This window comes from Natrinema soli (assembly GCF_028618695.1).
Genome location: NZ_JAQIVI010000775.1, coordinates 1 through 24962 on the forward strand (window position 1 = coordinate 1; position 24962 = coordinate 24962).

24 protein-coding genes are annotated in these 24962 nt (G+C 64.3%); 7 read left to right on the forward strand and 17 right to left on the reverse strand.

What is annotated here, in order from left to right; all coding sequences use genetic code 11:
- The 3 genes from PGX04_RS32070 to PGX04_RS32080 all read right to left on the reverse strand — a co-directional run.
- Positions 1–332, reverse strand: a 332-nt coding sequence (locus tag PGX04_RS32070) for a ZIP family metal transporter (protein ID WP_377043838.1), incomplete at its 3' end; no start/stop codon positions are given.
- Positions 333–455: 123 nt separating this feature from the next.
- A complete protein-coding gene (locus tag PGX04_RS32075; protein WP_273742175.1) occupies positions 456–1100 on the reverse strand; it encodes a hypothetical protein in 645 nt (214 codons plus the stop codon).
- 182 nt (positions 1101–1282) lie between these two features.
- Entirely contained in the window at positions 1283–1624 is a 342-nt protein-coding gene (locus tag PGX04_RS32080) for an Ig-like domain-containing protein (RefSeq protein WP_273742176.1), read from the reverse strand.
- 338 nt (positions 1625–1962) lie between these two features.
- Here PGX04_RS32080 and rqcH point away from each other — a divergent pair, with 338 nt between their 5' ends.
- The 3 genes from rqcH to PGX04_RS32095 all read left to right on the forward strand — a co-directional run bounded on the left by rqcH (position 1963) and on the right by PGX04_RS32095 (position 5847).
- Positions 1963–4149 (forward strand): ribosome rescue protein RqcH, encoded by a 2187-nt coding sequence (gene rqcH, locus PGX04_RS32085; protein WP_273742177.1) that lies wholly within the window; start codon positions 1963–1965, stop codon positions 4147–4149.
- Positions 4150–4274: 125 nt separating this feature from the next.
- A complete protein-coding gene (locus tag PGX04_RS32090; RefSeq protein ID WP_273742178.1) occupies positions 4275–4568 on the forward strand; it encodes a hypothetical protein in 294 nt (97 codons plus the stop codon).
- A 211-nt stretch (positions 4569–4779) separates the two neighbouring features.
- A complete protein-coding gene (locus PGX04_RS32095) occupies positions 4780–5847 on the forward strand; it encodes an mRNA surveillance protein pelota (protein WP_273742179.1) in 1068 nt (355 codons plus the stop codon).
- A 24-nt stretch (positions 5848–5871) separates the two neighbouring features.
- Here PGX04_RS32095 and PGX04_RS32100 read toward each other — a convergent pair whose 3' ends face one another.
- From PGX04_RS32100 to PGX04_RS32110, 3 genes are all read right to left on the reverse strand, one after another.
- A complete protein-coding gene (locus tag PGX04_RS32100) occupies positions 5872–6624 on the reverse strand; it encodes a TrmB family transcriptional regulator (protein WP_273742180.1) in 753 nt (250 codons plus the stop codon).
- Positions 6621–9317 carry an efflux RND transporter permease subunit gene (locus tag PGX04_RS32105; RefSeq protein WP_273742181.1) on the reverse strand — a complete coding sequence of 899 codons (2697 nt, stop codon included), beginning with the start codon at positions 9315–9317 and terminating at the stop codon, positions 6621–6623. The genes PGX04_RS32100 and PGX04_RS32105 overlap by 4 nt, the downstream gene beginning before the upstream one ends.
- A 211-nt stretch (positions 9318–9528) precedes the next feature.
- Entirely contained in the window at positions 9529–10263 is a 735-nt protein-coding gene (locus tag PGX04_RS32110; protein ID WP_273742182.1) for an MBL fold metallo-hydrolase, read from the reverse strand.
- Positions 10264–10553: 290 nt separating this feature from the next.
- Between PGX04_RS32110 and PGX04_RS32115 the strand changes: the two genes are divergently transcribed.
- Positions 10554–11006 carry a universal stress protein gene (locus tag PGX04_RS32115; protein ID WP_273742183.1) on the forward strand — a complete coding sequence of 151 codons (453 nt, stop codon included), beginning with the start codon at positions 10554–10556 and terminating at the stop codon, positions 11004–11006.
- 15 nt (positions 11007–11021) lie between these two features.
- Here the strand turns inward: PGX04_RS32115 and PGX04_RS32120 are convergent, their stop codons facing one another.
- From PGX04_RS32120 to PGX04_RS32155, 8 genes are all read right to left on the reverse strand, one after another.
- A complete protein-coding gene (locus tag PGX04_RS32120; RefSeq protein WP_273742184.1) occupies positions 11022–12374 on the reverse strand; it encodes a hemolysin family protein in 1353 nt (450 codons plus the stop codon).
- A 5-nt stretch (positions 12375–12379) separates the two neighbouring features.
- The gene (locus PGX04_RS32125) at positions 12380–14482 is read right to left on the reverse strand and encodes a dipeptide ABC transporter ATP-binding protein (RefSeq protein WP_273742185.1); all 2103 of its coding nucleotides are present in this window, start codon (positions 14480–14482) and stop codon (positions 12380–12382) included.
- On the reverse strand, positions 14479–15399 hold the full coding sequence (locus PGX04_RS32130; RefSeq protein ID WP_273742186.1) for an ABC transporter permease: 921 nt from the start codon (positions 15397–15399) through the stop codon (positions 14479–14481). Before PGX04_RS32130 ends, PGX04_RS32125 begins: the two co-directional genes overlap by 4 nt.
- Positions 15396–16391, reverse strand: a complete 996-nt coding sequence (locus PGX04_RS32135; RefSeq protein WP_273742187.1) for an ABC transporter permease — start codon at positions 16389–16391, stop codon at positions 15396–15398. The genes PGX04_RS32130 and PGX04_RS32135 overlap by 4 nt, the downstream gene beginning before the upstream one ends.
- On the reverse strand, positions 16388–16573 hold the full coding sequence (locus tag PGX04_RS32140; protein WP_273742188.1) for a hypothetical protein: 186 nt from the start codon (positions 16571–16573) through the stop codon (positions 16388–16390). Before PGX04_RS32140 ends, PGX04_RS32135 begins: the two co-directional genes overlap by 4 nt.
- Positions 16574–16587: 14 nt before the next feature.
- Positions 16588–18429, reverse strand: a complete 1842-nt coding sequence (locus PGX04_RS32145; RefSeq protein ID WP_377043846.1) for an ABC transporter substrate-binding protein — start codon at positions 18427–18429, stop codon at positions 16588–16590.
- A 192-nt stretch (positions 18430–18621) separates the two neighbouring features.
- Entirely contained in the window at positions 18622–19272 is a 651-nt protein-coding gene (locus tag PGX04_RS32150) for a helix-turn-helix domain-containing protein (RefSeq protein WP_337959505.1), read from the reverse strand.
- A gap of 100 nt (positions 19273–19372) precedes the next feature.
- Positions 19373–20815, reverse strand: coding sequence for an SLC13 family permease (locus PGX04_RS32155; protein WP_273742191.1), 1443 nt, complete (start codon positions 20813–20815; stop codon positions 19373–19375).
- A gap of 248 nt (positions 20816–21063) precedes the next feature.
- On the opposite strand from PGX04_RS32155, the gene PGX04_RS32160 reads away from it, so the two are divergent.
- A complete protein-coding gene (locus tag PGX04_RS32160; protein WP_337959504.1) occupies positions 21064–21327 on the forward strand; it encodes a hypothetical protein in 264 nt (87 codons plus the stop codon).
- A 104-nt stretch (positions 21328–21431) separates the two neighbouring features.
- Complete coding sequence (locus tag PGX04_RS32165) at positions 21432–22241, forward strand: Nmad3 family putative nucleotide modification protein (RefSeq protein ID WP_273742192.1); 810 nt, start codon at positions 21432–21434, stop codon at positions 22239–22241.
- A 135-nt stretch (positions 22242–22376) separates the two neighbouring features.
- Here the strand turns inward: PGX04_RS32165 and PGX04_RS32170 are convergent, their stop codons facing one another.
- Positions 22377–22679, reverse strand: a complete 303-nt coding sequence (locus PGX04_RS32170) for a DUF7344 domain-containing protein (protein WP_273742194.1) — start codon at positions 22677–22679, stop codon at positions 22377–22379.
- Between the two features lie 105 nt (positions 22680–22784).
- On the opposite strand from PGX04_RS32170, the gene PGX04_RS32175 reads away from it, so the two are divergent.
- On the forward strand, positions 22785–23315 hold the full coding sequence (locus tag PGX04_RS32175) for an acyltransferase (RefSeq protein ID WP_273742195.1): 531 nt from the start codon (positions 22785–22787) through the stop codon (positions 23313–23315).
- A 155-nt stretch (positions 23316–23470) separates the two neighbouring features.
- Here PGX04_RS32175 and PGX04_RS32180 read toward each other — a convergent pair whose 3' ends face one another.
- On the reverse strand, positions 23471–24640 hold the full coding sequence (locus PGX04_RS32180; RefSeq protein ID WP_273742196.1) for an NAD(P)/FAD-dependent oxidoreductase: 1170 nt from the start codon (positions 24638–24640) through the stop codon (positions 23471–23473).
- A 116-nt stretch (positions 24641–24756) separates the two neighbouring features.
- Positions 24757–24962: arginase family protein (locus PGX04_RS32185; RefSeq protein WP_273742197.1), on the reverse strand; the 206-nt coding region annotated here is incomplete at its 5' end.

Here is a 24962-nt window from a genome sequence, read left to right on the forward strand (position 1 = left end):
AGTTCGCCCGCGGGATCGCGCATCGCCGACGTGCCTTCGACCTGCTCGCCGCGGAACAGGAGATGCAAGTGCGGGACGAACGCGTTGACCGCGAGCAGGAAGCCGCCGCCCGCCAGAATTCCGGCGACGACCTCGAGCGGCGAGCCGAGCTCGAGGCCGGGGAGAACGAGTGCGAAGACGGCAGCGCCGACCATGATGCCGGCGGCGAGGCCGAGCGAGCCGTCGTAGACGCGGTGGCTGATCCGGTCGGTGAGTAAGAGCGGGAGCGCACCGATCCCGGTCGTACAGCCCGCGATCGCGGCGACGAGGACTACCTCACCGAGCGGTGACATACGGGTTCGGTTCGCCGCCTCCTCGAAAACGTTTGCGATCGGGGGTGACACTGTCACTCGTGACTGGGGCGCGGTCGGGCACTTCGCGGTCCCCGACTGCCGTGTACGGCCGGTCGTGGATCGTCAGTCGATCGTGACCTCGAGTTCGAGCAGGCCGAGGTGTGAGGGTGCGCCGCCGCCGTTCGTCCGGAAGTCCTCGGGCGTCGAGTTGACGACGTCGTAGAAATCCGACTGGCTGGTCGGCACGAGGGTGCTGCCGTCGTCCCGCCGGAGGAACGCCGGCGCGTCCGTGCCCTCGATCAACTCGCGTTGTTCCTGCCACTCTTCGCCGGCGTAGACGAACGTGCCAAAGGAGAACCGGCCCGCGGCGAGCGCGTCGTGTTTCGACATGAACAGCCCCGCTTCCTCGGCGTTGAACTCCTCGTCGCTCACCCAGGCGATGGCCGCGATATCGTCCGCCTGGAGGAGGTAGAAATCCCAGGAGCGCGTCGCGTCGAACACCGCCCAGACGCTCCGGGGCCCGATGGTATGCACCTCGACGCTGAACGCCGGGACGATATGCGCGCCCTCGGGCTCCGGGACGAAGGTGGCGTCGTAGCCCGGCGCGCGGATGCCCCGGTCGTGGTAGGCCATCCCGTCCATGTCGATGTCGGCGTCGATCCGATCGATAATCCCCTGGACGGTGGCCCCGCCCTCCGACTCGAGGTGCTCGAGGAAGTCGGGAAACCGGGAGACGTCCGTCCACGGCAGTTCGTCGTCCGCGCTCATACGTGACGACCTCCCGGGGGATCGACTGCTCGGTCTCGATGCCCGCGACGCGGAGCCGTCCCGGCCGGATCGTGCGTGGTGCCGCCGACAGCGTCGTGCATATCTGGTACTGGGGGACGGCGAGGATTAGGCTTTCCGACCTCCGACAGCGGCTGCTTCTCGAGTTGTCGCTGATGGAGTCTCTATTCCGCGTAAACCGTCGCACATGTGGGTTCAATCTGTACTCCGCTTTCGGCTGTCAGGTAGACGCCGATACCGCCGGCCGACTTCTTGCCCCGGTCCTCACAGTTCGTCTCCGGCCAGGACCGCTCCGATGGACTGCCGTTATCCACTGCCACGGTGATCGTCGTCGGGGAGCCGGTAAATGGTTCAGTGTCCTCTTCGGCGCGTTCGCCCTCTAGGGTGAATTCCCGTTGGTAGAGTTCGTCTCCACCGTCATTTGTAACCGTCACGGAAAGCGTACGTGCTATCTTTTCCCTATTGTAGACTTCTACCTCGTGTGCGAGTTCTCTCGAATCGAGCACGCCCGCACACCCGGTGAGTACACTAATCGAAGCTGTTCCGCCCGCCGTGAGGAGTTCTCGACGAGTTTTGGAGGGAGTCATAGTGAAATACGGATAACCATATGACATAACATTTTGGACGTTCTACCGGTGATATCCGGTCTGACCAAGGCTCCCAACTCGGTAACAGCTATTTCGCGACCGACCATCCGCGGGCGTTCAGCGGATTCTCCGAACCGATCCGACAACAGCCATCGATCGGCGGGAGGGACGATCCGTTCCTCACTACGCGGTCGACTGGAATTGGGCGCTGGCGTCGGAGCGACACGTCTTTTTGACCGGGACGGGCAGTGTGAGGTATGGATCCAAAGCGGGAACTCACCAGCGTCGACCTCGCCGCCCTCGTTGGGGAACTCGGGGCCTACGAGGGGGCGAAGCTGGACAAGGCCTACCTCTACGGCGACGACCTCGTCCGGCTCAAGATGCGGGACTTCGACCGCGGTCGCACGGAACTGATCATCGAGGTCGGCGAGACCAAGCGGGCCCACACGGTCGCCCCCGAGCGCGTTCCCGACGCTCCCGGTCGACCGCCGCAGTTCGCGATGATGCTCCGCAACCGACTCTCCGGGGCCGACTTCGCCGGCGTCGAGCAGTACGAGTTCGACCGCATCCTCGAGTTCGTCTTCGAGCGCGACGACGGCACGACCCGAATCATCGTCGAACTGTTCGGACAGGGTAACGTCGCCGTCACCGACGGCGAGTACGAAGTGATCGACTGCCTCGAGACCGTTCGCCTCAAGTCCCGCACCGTCGTCCCGGGGTCGCGCTACGAGTTCCCCGACTCCCGGACGAATCCGCTGACGATCTCCCGCGAGGCGTTCGATCACGAGATGAACGACTCCGATACGGACGTCGTCCGAACGCTGGCGACGCAGCTCAACTTCGGCGGCTTCTACGCCGAGGAGCTCTGTACCCGCGCCGGCGTCGAGAAGGGACTGGACATTCCGGACGCCGACGAGGACGTCTACGATCGGCTCTACGAAGCGATCGAACGGCTCGCGCTCGACATCCGGAACGGAAACTTCGACCCGCGACTCTACCTCGAGGGCGGTGACGAAGACGACGAGGACGCCGAAAACGGAACGGACGGCGACGTTGACGACGCCGCGACCGGTGACGCCGACGCACACGTCGTTGACGTGACCCCGTTCCCGCTCGAGGAGCGCTCGGCGCTGGCCGCGGAGCCGTACGATTCGTTCCTGAGCGCGCTGGACGACTACTTCTTCCGGCTCGAGCTGGACGACGAGGAGGAGCCCGATCCGACCGATCAGCGGCCGGATTTCGGGTCAGAGATCGCCAAACACGAGCGCATTATCGAGCAACAACAAGGGGCGATCGAGGGGTTCGAGCAGGAGGCCGACTCGCTGCGCGAGCAGGCCGAATTGCTCTACGCCGAGTACGGACTGGTCGACGAGATCCTCTCGACGATCCAGAACGCCCGGCAGCAGGACCGCCCGTGGGACGAGATCAGGGAGCGGTTCGAGGAGGGGGCCGACCGCGGTATCGAGGCCGCCGAAGCGGTCGTCGACGTCGACGGCAGCGAGGGGACGGTCACCGTCGATATCGACGGCGAACGGATCGGTCTCGTCACGCAGCAGGGCGTCGAGCAGAACGCCGACCGGCTCTACACCGAGGCCAAGCGCGTCGAGGAGAAAAAGGAGGGCGCGCTGGCGGCCATCGAGAACACTCGCGAGGATCTCGAGGACGCCAAGCGCCGCCGCGACGAGTGGGAAGCCGACGACGGCGAGCCCGCGGACGACGAGTCGGACGAGGAGGGCGAGGACACCCAACGCGACTGGCTCGCGGAGCCGTCGGTTCCGATCCGCGAGAACGAACCGTGGTTCGATCGGTTCCGCTGGTTCAAGACGAGCGACGACTTCCTCGTGATCGGCGGGCGCAACGCCGACCAGAACGAGGAACTCGTCAAGAAGTACCTCGAGCCGGGCGACACAGTCTTGCACACGCAGGCCCACGGCGGCCCCGTCACCGTGCTGAAGGCGACCGATCCCAGCGAGGCCTCCTCGAGCGATATCGACCTCCCCGAGTCGAGCATCGAAGAAGCCGCCCGGTTCGCCGTCTCCTACTCGTCGGTCTGGAAGGACGGTCGCTACGCGGGCGACGTCTACGCCGTCGACTCCGATCAGGTCACGAAGACCCCCGAGAGCGGCGAGTACCTCGAGAAGGGTGGGTTCGCGATCCGCGGCGACCGGACGTACTACCGCGATACGCCGGTCGACGTGGCCGTCGGCATTCAGTGTGAGCCGTACACGCGAGTGATCGGCGGGCCGTCGTCGGCCATCGAGGACCGAGCGGTGACGACGATCGAACTCGAGCCCGGTCGGTACGCACAGGCCGACACGGCAAAGCGGCTCTACCGCACGTTCCGCGAGCGATTCGAGGACGAGACGTTCGTCCGCAAAATCGCGAGCCCCGACCGGATCCAGCACTTCATGCCGCCGGGCGGCAGTCGGGTTAGCGAGGAGTGAGTCGCGGCCCTGCGGTGACCTGCTCGGGTCGACGATGGCCGCGCGAACGAGAGTAGCGTCCATAGCTCGAACGGGCTGCACCTGCCGGGTTCACGGCTACACGGCCGACCGTGAATGCACCGCCCATGGTCGACATCGAAACGAACACCGACACGGAGCCGGCGCTCGGCACCGCGACGATCGTTTACGAGACGCCGAGCGAAGACGTCGAGCACGTCACCGTCGACAACGACCGGATCGCCTACTTTCAGGATCACTGGCTGTTCGCGTACGGGACCGACGACGACGGCAACGACGTCGTTCGTCGAGTCCCCAAGGAGAGCGTCCACTACGTCGAACGCTCCGTCGAGGAGATCGAGGAGACGTTCGAATCCGGCCTCGAGAAGGCGAAAGGGAAGCTCGAGGAACTCAGGGACTGACCGTCTGCGGTCCCTGCGTGCTCGAGCGTGAGTCGTGGACCGAGATTGGTCGCTGTCGAGTCGGCGGGTTCCGTTCCGGCCACCGGTTCGGTTGTGGAATCGAGACTGCGCCCGGACGACGGAGAAATCGGCGAATTCTCCGTGATGTCGTGCGCGACGTCCACACGCGCGGATCGTAGGGCACTTACCGACATCCCGAGAACCAACGGTCATGCAGATCAAAGACCGGGAGCAGGTCGAGGGTGGCCGTGAGCGGGTCACCGTCGTGCCGGAGAGCGTGGACGATCTCTGGCACCTGCAGTACGTCCTCGAGCCCGGCGATCGCGTCGCGGGCGACACGACCCGGCGCATTCAGCGCAACGACGACCAGATGCGGGATACGGGCGGCGAGCGCGAGCACATGTGGGTCGCCATTGCCGTCGAGACCGTCGAGTTTCACAAGTTCGCCAACCGGTTGCGGGTCGGCGGCGAGATCGTCGCCTGTTCGCGCGAAGATCAACTCGGCTTTCACCACACGCTCAACGTCGAGGCGCGCGACGAACTCTCGATCGAGAAGCGGTTCAAACCGGATCAGAAAGCTCGCCTCGAGGAGGCTGAGGAGGCCACGGAAAATCCCGACGTCGCCATCGCCACCGTCGAGGAGGGCCAGGCTCACGTCCACTCGGTCGCCCAGTACGGCACCGAAGAGCGAGCGACGATCACCGGGACGACCGGCAAGGGCGAGTACGCCCGCGGCCGCTCGGAGCTGTTCGAAGAGCTCGCGACGGTCCTCAAGCGCCTCGAGGTCGACGCGATCATCCTCGCCGGTCCCGGCTTCACGAAGCAGGACGCGTACAAATACCTCGAGGAGAACGAGCCCGAGGTGGCCGAGCTGATCACGATGGTCGACACGGCGGCCGTCGGCGACCGCGGCGTCCACGAGGTGCTCAAACGCGGGGCCGTCGCCGACGTTCAGGAGGAGACCCGTATCGAGAGCGAGGCGGAGTACATCGACGAACTCACTCGGCGGATGGCCGAGGGCGCGAAGGCGGCGTACGGCCCCGAACAGGTCCAGCAGGCCGCCGAGTTCGGCGCGATCGAACGACTGCTCGTCCTCGACGACCGATTACAGAAGGAACGCGGTCCCGACGGCGAGTGGGCGATCAGCGTCGACGACATCGTCCGGACGACGGAACAGAAAGGCGGCGACGTGACGGTCTTCTCGAGCGAGTTCCCGCCCGGTCAGCAGCTCTCCAATCTCGGCGGGATCGCGGCGCTGTTGCGGTATCGCCTCGAGTAGGCGTGCGACGACAGGGCATTTCCGTTATTCTACGTGTACTTCGTCGCTGGCCTCGATCAACTGGATCAGCACGGAGGCGAACAGCGAGCCCGAACTCCAGAACGCGGTCTCGTTGCCGTCGCCGATCACGCTCAGGAGGATGCTGTCGTCGTCGACGATAACGATCCGTCCCGACCGCTCGTCGTCCGATCGGTGTGGTGGCGGACGTTCCACGATGACGTTTTCGATGTCGGCGAAGCGGTCGTGAACCGCTTCCGTTCGACTGACGACGAGTACCGCGACGCCAGCCGCCGCGCGCTCCGCGATGGCGCGTTCGACCGAGTCGGTGACGAGTTCCGGGAGACGAGTCCCGAAGACGATCCGATCCGCCGCCTGTGAGAGGATATCGGCGGTTCGATCGTCGACCCGGTCGCGACCGCGAACCGTCCAGATGTCCTCCTGCGTCTCCTCGCCAGTCGGCTCGTTCTTGACGGTTTCGACGTACTCGAAGGCCCGATCCCGTTCGCGCTCAAACTGGGTCCGGAGGGTGTCCCGCGCCTCGTCGACGCTGACCGGCCGGTACCGGATCGGGTTCGACTGCTGGACCTCGAGCAGGCCGCGATTCTCCAGGCTCTCCGCGACGCTGTAGACCTGCGAGCGCGGGACGTCCGTGATCTCGGCGACGTCTCTCGCCGTTCCCGCGCCGAGCCGGTGGAGCGCGATGAACACTTTGGCCTCGTAGCTGGTAAGCCCCAGCTGTTCGAAGGCGTCGACGGCCTCGTTCCGATCGCCGCTCACTTCTCGTCACCCTGCTCGGAGACGGTCCCGCCATCGCTCGCAGTCGCCGGTTCCGACCGCGCACCCGACGCGTCGAACGAGACGTCGGGGCCGAAGTACCGCGTCCACAGGACCAGCAGCGTCGGGAGGACGACGACGCTAGCGAGGAACGCATAGGTGATCGTCAACCCGGTGATGATCCCGAACTGCCGGAGCGCGGGGAGGATTGCGAAGGCGAGCGTTCCGAAGCCGCCGACGGTGGTCGCGGCACTGCCGAGCAGCGCGCCCCCGGTGCCGGTGACGGTCGTTTGCAGCGCCGACCAGACGTTCCCCTGGCGCTCGAGCTCGAGCCTGTAGCGTTCGCTGATGTGAATGCTGTAGGCGACCCCGAGTCCGACGGTGAGGCTCGTGATCATCCCCGTCAACACGTTGAATGGCATGCCGATGAGGTACATCGTCCCCAGGATCCAGCTGACGGAGAACGCGACCGGCAGCAGGGTCACGGCACCCAGCGAGGCGCTGGCACCGGTCAGCCAGTAGGCGATCGTGAGGAACAGGAACACCGCGACGAGCGTGATCACGAGACTCTCGAGGACGGTGTCTAACAGGTCCTGTTCGACGATGTGGCTGACGATCGGATCGCCGGTTGCGGTTGCGGTCCAGCTACCACCGCTCCCGTCCTCGAGATCGTCGGCGAGCGTCCGCATCTCGCTGGTCGTCTCGCTGGCGGTCGCGTTCCCCTGGACGGCGACGATCATCCGAGCCGACTGGTACTCTCCACCGTCGGTCCGGTGGAGGACCTGACTCGCGGACTCCCCGTCGACCTCGAAGAGCTGATCGTACAGCGCCGAGACGTTCTCGTCGGGGACGCCGTCGTCGTCGGTGTCGGCAGCGTTGAAGGATTCGTTGAACGATTCGTTCTGTCTGGCGGCCCGCTCCATCGTCGAGAGCGGGTCCTGGATGTCGGCTTCGCCGGTCGCTAACGTGTACGCGATGCCGTCGTCGGTCGCGGCGTCGGTCCGCGTCTCGTTTAGCTCCGCGAGGAACTCGTCGTCGTCGACACCACCCTCGACGAGTATCTGTGCCTGACTGTCCTCGCGCTGGAAGTGCTGATTGACGAACTCGAGGTCGTCCTTGGCGTGGTACTCGCCGGGAGCCATCCCGCCGGGTAGGGTTTCGGTCCACGCCGGGGGACTCTCGGCGAGGAAGTCTTCCTGCTGGAAACTGGTGTCGACCTGGGTCGCCCCGTATGCACCGCCCGCGGTGAGCAGGACGACGACGAGGATGACGGCGAGGGGAATCCGACGAGCGGCGGTCGAGCCGACCGTCAGAACGTCACTGAAGCGGCCGCCACCGGTCCCGAACGCCCGCTTTCGGCGGTCGAAACCGCGGGACTCGAGAAACTCGTCGATCTCGATCTTGGCGGCCGGGATCAGCGCGCCGAAGACGATCAGCGCGGCGACGATGCCGACGGAGCTGACGACCCCGAACTCGCGGATGGGGCCGATCGGACTCACGAGATTCGAGAGGAAGCCGATGACGGTCGTGGCCGTCACCCAGACGAGGGCGGCACCCACGCCGCCCAGCGCGATTGTCATCGAGCCGCGGACGGTTCCGCCGGTGCCGTCGGTTTCGCGTTGCTCGCGGTGGCGCATAAAGACGTGAATCGCGTAGTCGATCGACAGACCGATCAGGAGGACCGGCACCGCGACGAACATCTGGTTGAACGCGATGTCCGCCCAGCCCATGAAGCCGAACGTCCAGACGAGGACGGCGACGATGCCGACGACCCCGAGGACGATGTCCAGCGGGTCGCGGTACGCGATCAACAGCGCGACGACGACGAACAGCATCGCGAGCGGGCCGACGATAGCGAGGCTGTCGCCCATCGATCGGTTGATTTCGTCGGTGATGACGCCGCCGCCGAAGACGAGGTACTCCTGGTCCTGTGTCTCTGCCAGCTCGCGAATCTCGAGTTGACTGTCGATTATCTCATCGCTGACCGCGCCGCCGCCCATGCCGCCCGCGCCGTCGCCGGCGGTCGACTGGCTGATCGACGTCATTCGGGTGTCGGCCTGCGTACTGCCCGGTTCGTAGGAGGACGGCATGAACGCGATCGCGACGTTGTCCTCGGCGCTCTCCCCCGACAGCGTCCGCTCGAGGAGCCGCTCGTACTCGTCGTCGCTCAGGTCCTCGAGGGCCTCGATCTGGGCCTCGAGAGACGGCTGCGCTCGGATGGCCCCGTCCCCGGACGCGGCGGTGGTGTTGTTCCCGTCCTCCTGGCGCTGCTGTCGTTGCGCGCCGGTTTCGTTCCGTTCGGCGGCCCGCTCGCTTCTGATCGCGCTGATCGCGACGACGTTCTCGACGCCGCTGATCGACTGATTCTCGACGAGCGTCGAGTTGATCGACTCGTCGGCTCGCAGTTCCTGCTGGAACTCGAGCGACGAAATCAGGGATTCCTTCTCGAGAACGTTGTCGCCGCGCACGATCAGCTGCACGCTGGTCGTGTTCTCCCGCTGTTCGCTCGTGAAGTTCTCGTCGATGCGCTCGAGGGCCTTCGCCTCCTCGGATTCGCTCTCGAACTGGGAGAGCGAGGAGTCGTCGTCGACCATCGGCATCCCGGCTCCGACGAGCGCCGTCAGGAGCAGGAGGACCACGAGAACGATCCGCGTGTGCCCGGTGATGGCGTCTGCGATCCGTTCGGGGACGCTCATTCGATGACCTCGCTGTTCGCGCGGGCGAATTCGGTGGGGACCATGCTGTTGTTACGATCCTACAAACTCGGCTGTATATACGTGTTTGGAAGTCACGTCAACGGTTCTGAACATCCGCGCGCCTCACGACGGCCTCGAAGAGCGAGGTCGATCCGGAGCGAAAAACGGAGCCGTCGACACGGTCGTGACTGCGATGATTGGTCGACGACGATTACGTAATCGAGACCGTCTGGAGGTCCTCGGCGAACCGGACGTCGCCGTCGTAGTGGCTACCGATCGACTCGAGCATCTCGTCGTGGCGGCCCTCGGTGTGGGGATAGAGATGGGTCAGGTAGACTCGGCCGATCTCCCGGCCGGCCAGTTCCCGGCCGAGCGTGTCGGGCGTCGGGTGGTTCGAGACGTCGACGTCGTCGGGAAAGGAACAGTCGTGAGCGAATATCGCCGAGCCTTCGGCGAAGTTCGCCAGTCCCGCGAAGGCCTCGCTGTCGCCGCTGAACGTGAAGAGATCGCCGAAGCGGTAGGCCAGACACGGCAGCGAGTGGCGAGTTTCGTAGGCGGAGACGTCGAATCCGGCGACGGAAAACTCGCCGGCGACGACCTCGCGAACCTGTATCTCGAGTTTGTCCTGCATGTACTCGTAGACGTCGAGTAGGTCGTCGACCAGCGCCTTGGTCCCTTGCGGGCCGACGATCTCGAGGTGCTCCTCGCCGGCGAGCCAGCGGGCTTTCATCAGCGGGAGCAGATCGGCCACGTGATCGAGGTGGTGGTGTGTCAGGAGAACCGTCGAGACGTTCTCGTAGCCGACGCCGGACTGCTGGAGCCGCTGGAGCGAGCCGGCACCGCAGTCGATCAGCAGCGTCCGGCCGTCCTCCTGCACGAGAATCCCCGCCTGAAAACGATCCCCCGTAGGCATGGCGCTTCCAGTACCGAGAAAGGTGACACGCATACGAGGGTGTGGAACGCCCGAGCCGATAAGGGTACCTTTCGTCCTCACCCTGCCCCTTGTTTGCCTGGACAGTCGGCCCGGTTCGACGGCGACCCGCTGTGCGTCAGGACTCGAGACCGATGACGAATCATCTCGACTGAAGCCAGATTATTTCCTATACCACGTTTCACGGCAGTGATCGCCCAGTCTCGCCTCGCATTCGAACCATTATTCTATACATTATATATTGCACGCTACTCTCGAGACAATTGCTCCACACTTTTACAGTATACTGTCGCTATATCTCTCGTATGTCTATACTGGCAGCTGTCGATGCGACAAATGAACACGACTCTGTCGTCGAAACCGGACACAGTTTGGCTTCTGCCTACGAGACGACGCTCTCCGTTCTCCACGTCGTCTCACAGGACGCGTTCGAATCCCGCAAGGAGACCGTCGAACGCGTCTCGGACGTACAGGGATACAGCAAGTCCCAACGTGCCGAAGCCGCAGCAAACGTCGCCAACGAGGTCGTCGTTGGGACGCTCGAGGACGTCAACGTCGAGACGATCTCGACGCTCGGGCGCATTGGTGAGCCGGACCCATCGATTCTGGACGTTGCCACCGATATCGATGCCCGATACATTGTTATCGGCGGCAGGAAGCGCTCACCCACCGGAAAGGCCTTGTTCGGAAGCACGACCCAATCCGTCCTTCTCGAGGCAGACCGGCCGGTCGTGACGGTGATATCGAACGAAGAGTAGTCGCGGACCGAAGCGCTAACTCGAGGCAGTCACACTGGAATCGTCGGGCGTTGGTGAGTCGGGTTCGGTGATACGCACGCGCTTGATGCGTGTGTTGTCAACGCGTTCGATGGTTAGATCGACGCCGTCGTAGGTGAACGTCTCGCCGGGTTCGACCAGCCGCCCGGCGCGATTGAAGAGAAAACCGGCGATCGTCTCGAACTCTTCTCCCTCCGGAAACTCGACGCCGATCACGTCGTTGACGGCTTCGATGTTTACCTCACCGTCGACGTGAGTCGTCAGATCATCGACGGTCTCAATGGGTTCCGCTTCCTGTGTATCGAGTATCTCGCCGACGACTGCTTCGACGATATCTTCGGTTGTGACGATCCCTTCGGTCGTCCCGAACTCGTCGATAATGACGACCTGTTCGACGCGCTCGTGACGCATCTCGCGGAACAGGTCGTCGATTTGTTTGCTCTCCGGGACGTGCAGCGTCTCCTCGATACGGGCCTCGAGTGAACCGTCTCCAGCCGGTTCGCCGTACTGGTGGTCACGGACGAGATCGCCGAGTGCGACGACGCCGACGACGGTGTCGAGTCCGCCCTCGTACACCGGTAAGCGGGTGTGGCCGCTCTCGACGCACTTCTCGACGGCGTCGTCGACCGTCGACGTTCGAGGGACGCCGGTGACGTCTAACCGCGGCGTCATCACCTCTTTCGCGATAGTGTCGTTGAATCGGAGCACCCGCTGGAGCATTTCGCGCTCGTCGGCCTCGATGATGCCCTCGTTTTCGCCGGTCCGTATCAGGTTCCGGATCTCCTCGCGGGTCACGTACGAGGATTCGACGGTGGTGCCGCCGCCGCTCAGTCTGTTGACGATGCGGGTCAGCCTGTCGAACGTGACCACCAGCGGATAGAGAGCGTATTTCGAGACGCGCAGCGGCCGAGCGACGGTGAGCGCCCACGATTCCGTGTTCTCGATGGCGTAGGACTTCGGAGCGCTCTCACCGAACAGCAGGACGACGGCCGTCACGCCGAACGTGGCCGCCAGTACCGCCTGGCCCTGTCCGATGTACATCGCGAGCAGCCCGGTCGCGATCGACGACATCGCGATGTTGACCAGATTGTTCCCGACGAGGATCGTTATCAGCAACCGATGAGGGTCCGCTTTCAGCGTCTGTACGATGTCGGCGCCGGGCGAACCGTCCTCGACGAGCGCCTCGATTCGGTGCTGAGCCAGCGAGAACATCGCGATCTCCGCCGAGGAGAAGAACGCCGACAACAGCAGCAACACGAGAAGCGTCCCGATGCCGGCGACGGCCACGAGATCCGACGGGAGATCGACGCCGGCGGCGTTCAACGCGGCGATTATCTCGAGGCTAGACATGGAATTCAGTCACCTACTGAGTCGGTGTTCGCGGATCCGGGGAACTCGGTTTCGTCCATCGCCGACGCGTCCGACACGGACTGCTCGTCTTCGTCATCCGGGAAGTAACACGCTGCCCGATGGCCCTCACCACCGGCCTCGCCGACGGCCGGTTCGTCCTCCCAGCACGACTCCCGGGCCTTCGGACAGCGCGGAGCGAACGTACAGCCCGAGGGGAGATCGACCGGGTCCGGCGGCTCGCCCTCGAGCAGGACGCGAGTTCGATCGGCGGTCGGGTCTTTCTCCGGCGCAGCCGAGAGCAGCGACGAGGTGTAGGGATGTTTGGGCCGGGTCGCGATGCGATCGACATCACCCTCTTCGATGATCCGGCCGAGGTACATGATGGCCAGCCGGTCCGAGACCTGCATCAGGCTCGCGAGGTCGTGAGAGATGTAGACGATCCCGATGTCCTCGGTGTCGGCGAGCCCCCGCAGCAGGTTCAGCAGGTTGACCTTCAGCGAAACGTCCAGCATCGATGCCGGTTCGTCACAGATCAGGAAGTCGGGGTCCAGTACGAGCGCCTTGGCGACCGCCACGCGCTGGCGCTGCCCCCCCGAGAGTTCGTGAGGGTGGTTATCGAGAATCTTCTCGGCGGGGGTCAGCCCGACCTTCTCGAGTGTCTCGACGATGGCCTGCTCCTTCTCGTCGGTGCGGTAATCGTGGATCGTCAACGGTTCGCCGACGAGTTTACGGACGGTCTGGCGGGGATTGAGCGAGTCGAACGGATCCTGGAAGACGATCTGGACCTTTCGCCGGAACTCCTGGAGGTTGCCGTCCTGATAGTACTCGTAGGGCTCCCCGTCGAACGTCATCTGACCGCCCGTCGGATCCTCGAGGAGCGCTATAGTCTCGCCGAGCGTCGACTTCCCGCAGCCACTCTCCCCGGCGACGCCGAGCACCTCCGAGCGGCGGACGGACAGCGAGACGCCGTCGACTGCCTTCACGCGATCCGGGTCTTCGCCGCGGAACTTGCTCAGCAGCGGTTGGCTCTGCTCGTAGTGCTTCTCGAGGTCACCCGTCTCGAGGATGACTTCACCGCGGTCGGACTCGGCGTTCCCGTCGTCGGGGATGTTCCACGTCTCCGGCTCGTCCGCGTCCCGTCGGAGCTGGGCCGCCTCCTTGACGCGGTGGCAAGCCGATCGGTGGTTTCGGTTAGGGAGATCGACCAGCTCCGGATGGGACTCTCCGCACTCGTCCGTGGCGAATGGACACCGGTCCTCGAAGACGCAGGCCGTCGGCTCCCGATTCAAGTTCGGCGGCGAGCCGGGGATCGCAACGGGGTCTTCGTCCTCGTCGATCTCCGGGAAGGAATTTTTCAGTCCCATCGTATAGGGGTTGGTCGGATTGACCAGTACGTTGTCGACGCTGCCCTGCTCCATCACCTTCCCGCCGTAGAGGATAGACAACTCGTCGCAGGTCTCGGCGATGACGCCGATCTCGTGGGTGATCAACAGCAGGGAGCTGTCCATCCGCTCTTGGATCTCCAAGATCTTGTCGATGATCTTGTCTTGAACGATAACGTCCAGACCGGTCGTCGGCTCGTCGGCGATGATGAGGTCTGGCTCGAGGGCCAGCGCCATCGCGATGGTGACCCGCTGGCGCATCCCGCCGGAGAACTCGTGGGGGTAGTCGTCGATTCGGTCCGGGTCGAGGCCGACGATCTCGAACAGTTCGCGGACGCGGTCGTACGCCTTCGTCTCCGTGACGTTACGGTGGGTGTGGATCGCCTGTGCGATCTGGTCGCCGGTCGTCATCACGGGATCCAGCGAGTCCATCGCGCTCTGGGGGATATAGGCGATGTCCTCCCAGAGGATGTCCCGGCGCTCAGCGTCGGAAAGCGACGTGAGGTCCGTTCCGTCGAACTCGATAGTACCGCTCTCGACGGCCCCGTTGTTCGGGAGCAAGCCGAGCAGCGCCTCCGCGACGGTGGACTTCCCGGAGCCGGACTCCCCGGCGAGGCCGTAGTTGACGCCCTCGTCGATACTGAACGAGACGTCGTTGACGGCGTGGACTGGTTCGTCGTCGGTCGCGTACGTGACTTTGAGATCTTCGACGTTGAGTAGCGTCATTGGTTGGTCTGAATTTCGGGATTGATGACTTCCTCGTAGGCACGTCCGATGAGGAACACCGAGGTGGTTATCGCGGCGATACCGACGGCCGGTGGGAGCACCCACCACCACGCGACGCGCATGTTCCCCGACGCGAACACCTGCCGGAGCATTCGGCCCCAACTGGTCATCGTCGGGTCGCCGAAGCCGAGGAACGCCAGGCTCGCCTGCGCCGCGATCGCCCAGGCGACGCCGTAGGCGGTGTAGAGGAAGCCGATGGGCAACACGTTCGGCGCGACGTGGTACAGCATCGTCCGCAGGTCGCTCGCGCCGCTGGCTCGAGCGGACTTGACGAACGTTCGCTCGCGGACCGATAGCACCTCGGAGCGGACGACCCGCGCCGGCATCTTCCAGAGGAAGCCGGCGATGATCGCCGTGATCAGCCAGATGTTCGGCGTCATGAACGTCAGCAAGAGCAGTGCCATCGGCATGAACGGCAGCGAGAACGTCAGGTCGGTCAGCCGCATCAGGAGTTCGTCGATCCAGCCGCCGTAGTAGCCGCTGACGACGCCGACGGCGAAGCCGAGCGCGCCCGTCCCCAGGCCGCCGAACAGGCCGACGATGAGGGTCGGCCGTGCGCCGGCGAGGAACTGGCTCAGCACGTCTTTTCCGTAGGCCGTCGTCCCGAAGTAGGCGTCCACGCTCGGGGCCGAGAGCCGGAGCACGGAGTCGGTGTCGCCGCGAACGGTGTGCTCGATCGGATCGTGTGGAGCCAGGAACGGCCCGAACAGTCCGAGGAACACGAACGCCGCGACGACGAGTATGCCGGCGAACGCCAGCGGGTCCCGTCGCAGGAACGCGAACTGATCGCGGACGTGCGTCCACAGTGCGTCGACGCGCTTGTACAACTCCGCCTTGGGTTTCGTTTCGGTACTCATGCGGAGCCACCTCCGTTCGTCGAGACCGTTGGATCGAAGTACGCGTAGAGGACGTCTGCAGCAAGGTTCGCGAGGATGACTGCCAGCGCCATGATGAAGACGGCGGCCTGTACCAGCGGATAGTCCTGCTGCTGGATGGCTAACACGAGCTCGCGGCCGATACCCGGCCAGCTGAAGACGACCTCGAGCAGGATGAGTCCCTGGAAGATCATGCCGAGACGGAGGGTGAAGTACGTCAGGATGGGCAGCATCGAGTTCCGGCCCGCGCGGGCCAGCTGTTGCATCTCCGAGAGCCCCTTCGCCCGATGGAGCTTGAGAAACTCCGATCCCCGCTTCTCGATGACGCCGTTGCGAGCGAGCAGCAGGAAGTCGCCGCTGTAGTAGAGGACGGCGACGGTGAACGGCAAGAGGTAGTGATGGAGGAAGTCCAGCGAGAGGAAGGTCTCGAGGTAGCCGTCCGGCGTCGCCCTGATCGATCGCATCCCGAGCGCGGGAACGATCTCCAGGTTGTACGCGAAGACGATGATGAAGAAGATCGCCGTGATGAAGACGGGAGTCGAGCGGAGCAGCGTCGTCGAGACGATGCTGAACTTCTCGAGGCGGCTCCCGCGGTTCCAGCCGGCGTACATCCCCAGGAGCGAGCTCAGAATCGCCGTCGTCACCAGCGCCGGAATCAACAGGATCAGCGAGTTTATCAGCCGGGGCTCGAGGACGTCCCAGACCGGTTGGCTTCGCAGGATGGAGTAGCCGAACTGGAAGGTCAGCAGGCTTCCGAGGTAGTTGACATACTGGACCCAGATCGACTGATCGAGGCCGTACATCGCCCGGATCTCGTCGATCTGCTCCTGATTGAGGTTCCCCGAGGTGACGAGGGCCTCGAAGGGACTTCCCGGCAGGAGCCGCAGGACGACGAAGATGACCGAGACCGCGACCAGCGTCAGCAGAACGGAGATCACGAGCCGCTTGAGCAGGAATCGCTGGAACTTCGTCATCGGTTCCCCTCCGAGCAAGTGATCGCGGTGTCGTTCGCTGTCCGTGTCATCGCGCCGGCCGACTCGTGGCAGTCGAGTAACGCGCTCTCAGCCCGAACGATGGCGGGGGCGAGGTGCCGATTCGTCTTCGGTCGGTTTCGTTCCCGTCGGGTTCGCGGGGGCAGGTCGGTGGTGTGGTACATTGGTTTCCGTCTGTTCATGAGAAGTCGGGCTGATCGAGATCCGAACGCCGCTTGTGGGTGTTTTCGGGCTTGAGACGCTCGACGAACGCGCCCCAGGCGTCGCCGTTGGGGAATCGAAGGTTGTCATCGCCGTCCCAGGTGTAGCCAGCCTGCTCGAGGATGGTTCGCGCTTCCTCGACGTCGTAGCTGTAATCGGTCGCGTCGGGGTTGTGCCACTGGGTGAGCGACGAGATCAGGTTCTCTCCGGACGGGACCGTCGCCTGCCCGTAGAGGAAGTCCTCGACGAACCCTTCCGAGTCGACCGCTTTCGCCAGCGCGACGCGCAACTCCTTGTCCCGGATCGGCGGGCAGGAGAACATGAGCTTCGCGTTCAGCGGCGCGTAGCTACCGACGGTCATTTTCTCGATGCCGCCGGTATCGGCCGCGCGGTCGGCCTGCAGGGTCGAGAGCGTCGTCCCGATGGCGTCGATCGAACCGCTCTGGAGCGAGCCGATCAGCGCGTCGACGTTGCTCACGTTGATCCAGATGACGCTTTCGACACCGGGGCCGCGCTCGGCCTGTTCGCCGAGCGCGTCGGCCCGCCAGTCGTCGTCGAACATCCAGTGGCTCTCGTTGTTCGAGGCCTCGAACCGGGTCCCCTGCTCCCAGTCTTCGAACTGGAAGGGGCCGGTGCCGACGGGAGCGTCCGGGTTGTGCTGGGACGGGTTGTCGACGTCCTCCCACCGGTGTTTCGGGAGGATGACGCTCCGGACGACCCGCTGAGTCATGAACGAGGCGTCGGGGTTCGACAGGTTGAACCGGACCTCGTGATCGCCGAGTACCTCGACGGACTCGATCGGTTCGTAGAACGGCACCTGACTCGTCGAGGAGTATTCCTCGTACAGTTCGACGGTGAACTTCACGTCCTCGGCGGTGAACGACTCGCCGTCGTGCCACTCGACGCCCTCGCGTAGCGTGAGTTCAACGGTCGTATCGTCGACGAAACCGCCGCCGGTCGCCAGCGCGGGGACCACGTCCAAATCGGGTGTCGCGTCGAATAATCCGTCGTAGATGAACGTGAGTCGGTTGGCCTCCGCGCCGCCGGCGGCCCACGGCAGGTTCAGCGAGTTCATCGACGTGGTGACGCCCTTGACGTAGGTCCGGTTGTCCGTCTCGGGCTGGAGGTTGACCTCCGTCCAGACGAACGAATCCATCGTCGGGCCGTTGCCCGGCGTTTCGACGTAGCCGCTCCACCGCTCCGTGTTCACCGCCGTGATGATGTTCGGGTACAACGTGATGAGCGCCCCGACGTCTTCGGCGAACAGTTCCTGTGCGCGGTCGACGAGTTCTTCGCGCTTTTCGCGATCGGTCGTCTGGGCCTGTTCCGTGAGAACCTCTTGGAGTTCGGGATTGTGGTAGTTGTCGTAGTTCGAGAGCGATCCCTCGGTCGCGCGCATCAACAGCGGGTTCGGATCGAGTCCCCGCTGCGGGTCGGGCCCGTGCGTGCTCATCGAGATTATCGCCTCGAGTCCGCGCGTTTCCCAGCTCTGGGCGTACAGCTGGTTCAGCGGACGGTCGTTGAGTTCGACGGCGATACCCAAATCGTCGAGCCCCCGCTTGACCATCAACGCGTGCTCGCGCATCCACGGATCGTCCTCGCTCGAGAACTCGACGGGGAACCGGTCGAGCACCGCGCCGGCCGTCGCGCTGTAGTCCAGTGGCGGTGACTCGGCGTCGATGGTCTCCCACTCCCGCCAGTACTGTGTCTCGACGGTCTCCGGGATGCCATCGGGCACGTCCGGCTCGAGACTTTCGCCACGACTACCGCTACAGCCCGCGAGTGCGCTCGTTCCGAGCGCCGCGGCGGCCGTGGCGATGTAGCCACGTCGTGTGAGTCGGTCGCCAACCCCAGCGACTGAACTGTCATTATCTTCTTTCGGCGTCATCCACTCCCACGTTACGAGGTAACTAGGTTCGTTCTACTCCCGATAGCGACCGATATCTATCGAATTTTAAATAGGGGTGGATAAAATGCGACCGGCCGCCTTCGAAATCGCCTCCGACCGTTGTCACTCGCGAGGACCGTAGATGAGTTCGAGCAAGGTTCGCTCGGCAGTCCTGAGTCGTTCGTTGACTGTCGACTGTGTGACATCGAGTTCGTCGGCGAGGTCAGTCTCCGAGGCTCCTCGAGGAACGTCGAAATAGCCGTGAGTGTACGCCGTCTCGAGGACCATCAACTGGTCGTCGGTGAGTTTCGAGACGAGGACCTCCGTCAATCGCCCGCTATCCAGTGGTTCGCCGGGTTCCTCGTTCTGAGTGACTGACACTAGCTCGAACTCGCCGAGGGTCTCTTGGATTTCGTCGGCCATCGAACGGAACTGATCCCAGTCCCGCGTGGTTGCCACGACTTCGAAAACGTCGTTCTGGAGGACGATACGGGTCGGAATCGCCTCCTGACGCAGAATCAAACTCAGAATGTACGGGTACGATTCGTTCGCGAGAATGGTGAGTCGACGGATCTCGAGATCGGCGGACGCGGTCGGAATCTCGCTACTGTAGAACAGCGAGACGCCGGAGATGCCCTCGAGGACGGTTTCGGGGTCGAAATCGACGTTCGACGCGACGGTCAGCGACTCGATCCACGTCCCGTCTTCGACGTAGAACGCGTTGTCGAGTTCGATACTCCGGACGTCATCCAGCTCTCGATGGAGCGTTTCTATCACGCCCGTCGGCACAGTCGTGAACTCGACGCGTAGAATTGGGGGTCCCTCCTACCGAGAAAAGTCGGATCCGGTCATATATAGCTCACGCTTATCGCGGTCAGGTCACCAGCGGCCAGTAGACGAGCCACGAGACGGTAGCGACACCGAGCGAGAGTCCCATCGTCACGAGGCCGAACGAGGCGATATCGCGGTGTGAGAGCGGTCCGCGATCCATCGACACCAGTACCGCCGTCGTATTGAACGGAAGGATCGTCGTTGAACCGACGACTAGCAAGACGGCGAGTGCGAGAAACAGTCGGTCGATACCGAAGACGCTCGCGAACTCGAGGACGATCGGGAGGGCAACGACGATCGCCGCCGAGCCGGTCGAAAACATGATACGGATGCCGACAGCGATGGCGATCAGCACTGCGACGATCTGCCAAGGGGCGAGCACCGCGAACGGGATCCATCGCGCGAGTACGTCGATGACCGCCGTGATCGTCCCAGTCGCTTCCATGACATCCAGAATCGATAACATCGCACCGATGAGGAAGATGATCCCCCAGCTCACATCCGCAATATCCTCGGCCGTGATGACGCCCACAGACGGAATCGAGAGCACTACGACCGCCGCGACGGCCGGCAGCACCGTCGGAAGCCCGACGAACGAGCCGACGATCCAGGTTACGACGGCCCCAGAGAGGACGATTCCCACGAGACGCTGCTCGCGAGTCAGCGTGGTTGTCCCGTTGCCGTCCGTCTCCAGTTGTGTGGCGTTTTTCATATCGGTCGTCATCTTCATCTCTTCGTCGCCGATCGCAAACAGGCCCGCACAGAGCGCTGCCAACGTATAGAGGAGAATCGTCGGTGGAAGCATCAACACGGCCCAGTCGACCCAGGTTATCGGCCGCACCGACGTCGCGATGATTTCGGAGGTGACCAACGCCATTCCGCCACCGGTCATCAGCGCCATCGACGCGATCGGGTTGACGTGGCCGAGGATGAGAAACGCTGCGCTCTCAAACCCGCTGTCGGCGTCCAGTTCGAACGCAGCCGTGAGCTGCTTCACGATCGGGATAAACGTTACCGCGCGGGCCATCGCGGAGGGCATAACCAGTGCCAGCGCGAGGACGCTCCCAGCAACTGAGCGCAACGCACGGCGCGGCGTACTGTCCGCAGTCAGTACGCGTCTCGCTAGCTGTCGATCGAGACCGACACTCGTCGTCGCGTCACCCAGCAACAGGAGGAGTAGCAAAAAGAACACGAGCGTCGATGTGAAACCCGTCGCCGCCGCACTGAACGAACTGACGGTCCCCAGTACGAACAGCAAGGTGACGCTGAGAATACTCGAGACGACGTACGGCACGGGCCGAGTCAGCCACAGCACGAGCGCAGACAGGAAAACTGCCAGTGTGCGTTGCCCCTCGACGGTGAGGGCCGCCGGTGGAGTGACTGTCGTACCGACCACGAGGACGATGGTGGCCGTGAGTAACCCGAGGGATTGCCGCGACAATAGCGCCGTCACCAATCTTGTCCGCGTACCGAACCGATCACCCATTATCGGCATCATCGCCGCTCTCGCTGAAGAATCTGGTGACACCGCCGCCGCCAGCGAGACCGTGATCAGGACACAACTATCTCGAAGCACCCCTCGAACTGAACCAATTGCAGACGAAACGACGGCAGTCGAGCCAGAAAGTGGGAAGACCGAACCCGGAACAGCCGAATCGTTCGTCTGTGGACGGTTTGGTTGCTCGTCCGACGATCAATCAGACGTGAGAGATCCGAACCAGGATAGCCATCAATGTGAGATTCAACGAGACAGCCATCGACGTTTCCTCAAACCCGCCGGCGGTCACGAAGACGACGCTGTACCGGGTCGTCGGCTGGATCCTGCGTCGCCAGTCTGCTGGTCGTCGGCGTCTACAGTCTCCTGTGAGTCCTCGAGGTCGCCGGCATGCTTCCCGGGCGCTGGCTGTCGACGGTGTGCTCGGCGTCGCCGCCACCGGCGTCCTCTTCCTCATCCTTCTCGTCCCCCTCTACTACGTGGCCCGAGCGACCGATCGCTGACCCGAATCGGTCGACCGCGTCGTCGGTGCTCGGCCTTCCGGCCGTCCCGAGCTTTCGGCGGATTTATCGCCCCGTCGACCCGACCGACGAGTACGAATACCCCCATGACAGTCGTTCTTGCCGGCGTCGGCGCCGACAGCACGAACGTCGGCGCGTTGGCTCCCCTCTACGACGACGACCGCTTCGAATACGTCCCGATCCCGGAGAAGACCCCCGACACGGCGGAGTCGGAAACCCTCGGCTCGTGGACTCTCCGTGCCGATGACGGGACCGCAGCGGACCTGACGACCCGTATCACGCCTCAGCCGGTCCACGACGGGACCGAATCCGTCACCGGCGACGAACTCGAGGGGTGGCCGCTCCACCGCGATCCGAACTTCGAGGCGCTGACCTACGGCGAACACCGGACCAGCGGCTACGTCTCGCGGCTCCGCGCGCTCGAGCCGGGGGACGTCGTCGGCTTCTACGCCGGACTGCGTCGACCGGGCGGGGAGCGCGCCCACCGCTACCTGATCGGGTATTTCACCGTCGAGGAGGTGGTCGTCGTCGGCCCCGAAATGTCCCCCGACGAGCGCGAGGCGATCCTCGACGCGCATCCGGAGAACGCGCACGCGAAACGCGCTCGGGGCAGCGATCTCTACCTCGAGAAGCCGGTCGTCATCGTCGACGGCCGCACGCCCGGCGGACTCTTCGAGCGGGAGCCGATCCGGCTCAGCGACTACTACGTCGCGGCGGGCAACGAACGACCGCAGTACTACCTGCGCGACGAAATCGCGTCCGAGTGGAACGTCCGCGCCGGCGGTTCGAACATGATGTTCAAGCCGGCCTATCGCTGTGCGCTCTCGGGGTCGGCATTTCGGGATCTGGTCGGAATTCCGGGAGCGCGGGCGGTCGATCAGCCCGGTCACACGTGAGCGCGACGTCACGCGAGGGGATACTATCGGACGGGCGGCGACGGAGCGATGCGAACGCTCCCGCTCGCCGTCGTCACGACCCGCCCTCGATCCGACCGAGAACCGACGCGAGGTCGTCGAAGGTTTCTCCCCGCGTTACCGCGCCTCGGGACCGCGGTACTCGACGACGTCGTGTGCGTCCAGTCGCGGGAGGTGGTTGTGGACCAGTGCGATGGTGATCGTTCGTCGGGCGGCGGGCCCGGATCCGCCGCCCTCGAGGTCGCGATCCGACGAGGCGATGCAGTGGGCCAGTTCTTCGAACATCCCTCGCCCGACTGTCCGAAGTACGTCGAGAACGGACCGGCGCGTCGGGTGCGAACTGAGCGTCCAGACCGTCTGCGGCTCGAGGATCTTCGATTGGAACTGGAACAGACGATTTCCGTTCTCGCGAACCGCCACAGTGATATCCCCGACCCAGTGAGGATCGGTTCGTCGATTCGATGCCGGCGTCTCACCGTTCAGTATCGATCGGTTTCATGTAGCGATACGTCAAAGGACGGGGCAGTGACGACTTCCGACGACACGACGCGGCGACACGAGCGCGTCGAGCGCCACGCGACGCCCGGGCCGCGCAACTCACTGGCCCACTGGACCACCGCCCGCGGCCCCCTCCGGGTCGCGATCAACTACATCGTCGTCTGGCTCGTTCGACTCTCGCCCAGCCTCCGGCTCAAACGCTGGCTGCTGCGGCGTATCGGCGTCACGGTCGGCAAGGGCGTCTCGTGGGGCCTCGAGGCCACGCCCGACGTCTTCTGGCCGGAGCTGATCACCGTCGAGTCGGACGCGATCGTCGGCTACGACGCGACGATCCTCTGTCACGAGTTCCTCCAGGACGAGTACCGGACCGGCGAGGTCGTCGTCGGTGAACGAGCGATGATCGGGGCCGGCGCGATCATCTTGCCCGGGGTCGAGATCGGCGAGGGAGCCCGGATTGCGGCGAACTCGCTCGTGACGCGCGACGTACCGACCGAGACGACGGTGGCGGGTGTTCCGGCCGAGCCGATGGGCGAACCGCGTTCAGGCGGGCGGGATTGACGTTCGACCTCGAGCGAGCGGTGCACACGGGTCGCGCGGGAGCGACTACTGGCGGCGCGGGGATTGATCTCTCGATCGGCGACTCACTGGCCGCTAGCGGGTGTGACGAAGCACAAAAACGAACTCGAGACCCAAACGGGCCACAGAACCGGGGCTTACAGCGACGACCAGGACTTGCGGGCGACGTTCCAGGAGGTGATGTCCGCGATCCAGCGGGCGGCGATCATCTTCTTCAGGTTCTTCGCCGGGTAGCCGCCGAAGGTGTCGACGGGCAGAGAAATGCCGAACGCCGGCTTGACGCCGTGGGCGACGGCCTTCTCGCCGACGGAGATGACGGTCCCCTTGTCCTCGAACTCCCAGGTTTTGAGGGGTCGGTTCTCGATCGCGCGGGCGATGTTCTCGCCGGCGACGTCCGCGGCCTGCCAGGCGGCCTGGGCCGTCGGCGGCGCGGGCTGATCGCCCTGATCGATGATCGCCGAGTCGCCGATGGCGAACACGCGGTCGTCCGAGGTCTGGAAGTTCGCCGCGGTGGTCACGCGATTGTGTTCGTTCTCGAGGTCGACCTCGTCCATCGCGTCGCGACCCGTGATGCCGCCGGTCCAGACGAGCACGTCGTGATCGAGGGGCTCGCCCTCGTCGAACTCGATGTGGTCCGCGGTGGCCTCGGTGATCGGATCGTCCGTGTGGATCTGGACGCCGGCCTGCTCGAGCAGGTCGCGCAGCGCCTGCTGGACTTCCGGATCGTTGCCGGGGAAGATCTCCTCGAGCGCTTCGACGAGATGGATCTCGATCGGCGCGCGGTGCTCGTCGCGGAACTCCGCGATCTCGCCGGCGGTCTGGATGCCCGAGAGGCCGGCACCGCCGATGACGACCTGTGCGGGTTCGCCGCGCGTCGCCTCCTGACTCGCTTCCGTGACGACCTCGTTGATCTCGAGGGCGTCGTCGAGGCTCTTCAGCGTCAGGGAGTGTTCCTCGAGGCCGGGGATGCCGTAGTAGGCGGTCTGGCTGCCGAGACCGACGAGAACGTAGTCGTAGTCGACGTCGTCACCGTCGGCGAGTTCGACGGTCTGTTCGTCGACGTTGAGACCGGTGACTTCGTCCTGAATGAACCGGGTCGACGGATCCGCGATCCGGTCGACCGGGAACGTGATGTCCGAGCGGACGTCCGGGTCCCGGATCACGCGGTGGGATTCGTGCAGAACGAGGTGATAGTCGACGTCAGCGATCCAGGTCACCTGAGCATTGCCTTCGAGCTCCGATTGGAGCTTGTTGACCGCACCGGTACCGGCGTAGCCAGCACCGAGCACGACGACGTTCTCAGTCATACGCAACACTGCGAAACACTATGATACAAAGGTGTTGAAACGGGAATCAGTGTGCCTTCGGTTCTCATGCCGAAGCGGCGCTCGTGGAGCCGGTTCGAACCCTCTCATCGAACCGATCAAAGGATGCGTTTCCCGAATGTGCTCGCGGTCAGTTCGGCCGCGAGCGTCGCCGTCTCGTTCGCCTCGTCTAAAATCGGATTGACCTCGACGACGTCCATCGACCTGAGTATCCCGCGGGCCTCGTCGCGTCGAGAGACCGCCTCGAGCGCGGCGTGGGCTTCGCGGTAGGTGACGCCGCCGCGGACGGGGGTGCCGACGCCGG